2 protein-coding genes are annotated in these 1,351 nt (G+C 67.1%); both read right to left on the bottom strand.

Annotated features, from left to right (window positions below; translation table 11 throughout):
• Positions 1-207: carboxymuconolactone decarboxylase family protein (locus ACIRS4_RS37120; RefSeq protein ID WP_404204519.1), on the bottom strand; the 207-nt coding region annotated here is incomplete at its 3' end.
• A gap of 83 nt (positions 208-290) precedes the next feature.
• Positions 291-1,259 carry an alpha/beta hydrolase gene (locus ACIRS4_RS37115; protein ID WP_404204517.1) on the bottom strand — a complete coding sequence of 323 codons (969 nt, stop codon included), beginning with the start codon at positions 1,257-1,259 and terminating at the stop codon, positions 291-293.
• Positions 1,260-1,351: the final 92 nt, after the last annotated feature.

The raw sequence follows: 1,351 nt of genomic DNA, 5'->3' as shown, positions 1-1,351 counted from the left end.
CCAGAGGCGACGCTCGGTCTCGCCTTCCTTGCGGGCCTCGGTGGAGTGCATGTCGATGCAGAAGAGGCAGCCGTTGATCTGGGAGACCCGGATCTTCACCAGCTCGCGCACGGTGGCGTCGAGCGGGCCGCGCCGGATCGCGGTCTCGGCGGCGAGCCAGGCCTGGTAGACCTCGGGAGCCGCCTCGTGCATGGTCAATCGCGACATGGTGTCGTCCTTCCTGGGATCGTGTGCACCTCTTGGACGAGACAGGTCCCGCGGACGTGACGGGCGGGCCGCTGTGGCCTCGATCACAGTGACGGGCCGAAGTGCGTCCGGAGATGACGGGCCGCGTCGGTCACGGCGCGCCTCGCTTTGCCGATCGCGGCCGGTTCGGTGAAAAAGCCATGGGGCACACCGTCGTACTGGCGAAGCTCCACCTCGGCGCCGGCGCACAACGCCATGGCGGCGAACTCCTCGTAGTCCGAACGCAATACGTCGACCTCGGCGGCTATGAGGAAGGTCGGCGGAAGAGCGTGGAGCGTCGTCGACAGGATCGGCACGGCGCGGGGGTCCAGGTCCGCTCCGCTGCCCTCGGTGTAGTTCGACCAGAACCACAGGGCGTCGGCCTTGCCGAGGATCGGCGCGTGCTCGAAGGCTTCCCACGAGGGGCCCGTGTGGGCGTTCGACGTCGGCGGGTAGGCGAGGACGAGCGACCTGGGCAGGTCGCGGCGGGCTTCGGCCAAGGCGGTGCAGACCGACAGCGCGAGGTTGCCGCCCGCGCTGTCACCCGCCAGCGCGATCCGATGCGGGTCGATGCCCAGTGACAGGGCCTCTCGCCGGACCCATTCGTAGGTCCGGAGGCAATCGTCCGCGGCTGCGGGGAAGGCGTGTTCGGGGGCGCGCCGGTAGTCGACGGAGATGACGACACAATCCGCCTCGACGCACAGCGACCTGCAGACGTCATCGACGCCGTTGAGCGTCCCCACGACGAAGCCGCCGCCGTGGAAATAGATCACAGCGGGTCGCTCGGCCGCGAAAGACGGCCGGTAACAACGCATTCGGAGTGGACCTCCGGGACCGTCCATGGTCCGCTCTTCCACGCTGTGCACGGGCCGTATCGGTGGCCGAGCGGAATTGCCGGTGTCGAAGATCGACCGCACGCCGTCCACGCCGTATTGGGCGTACGGCGGTGGCGGCGCCCCATCGAGTAGCGCTTGTGCGAACGACCGTGCGTCCTCATCGAGCAGTTCGAGCATTGCGGTCACGGACAAACCCATCCGACGTTCCCTTCCGGATCACCTGCCGCTTTGTGCGATCAGCGAATCGCAGCTAATCAACCGACAAGCGATTGAATCACATGATTAATTCA

Origin of the sequence: Streptomyces sp. NPDC101166 (assembly GCF_044768125.1) — a bacterium.
Classification (GTDB): domain Bacteria; phylum Actinomycetota; class Actinomycetes; order Streptomycetales; family Streptomycetaceae; genus Streptomyces.
The sequence above is the reverse complement of the archived record's forward strand: the minus strand, read 5'-3'. Positions and strand labels throughout refer to the sequence as shown.

Coding starts and splice junctions, on each gene's coding strand:
- ACIRS4_RS37115 (WP_404204517.1), bottom strand. CDS start 1,259: ATGGGTTTGTCCGTGACCGCAATGCTCGAACTGCTCGATGAGGACGCA.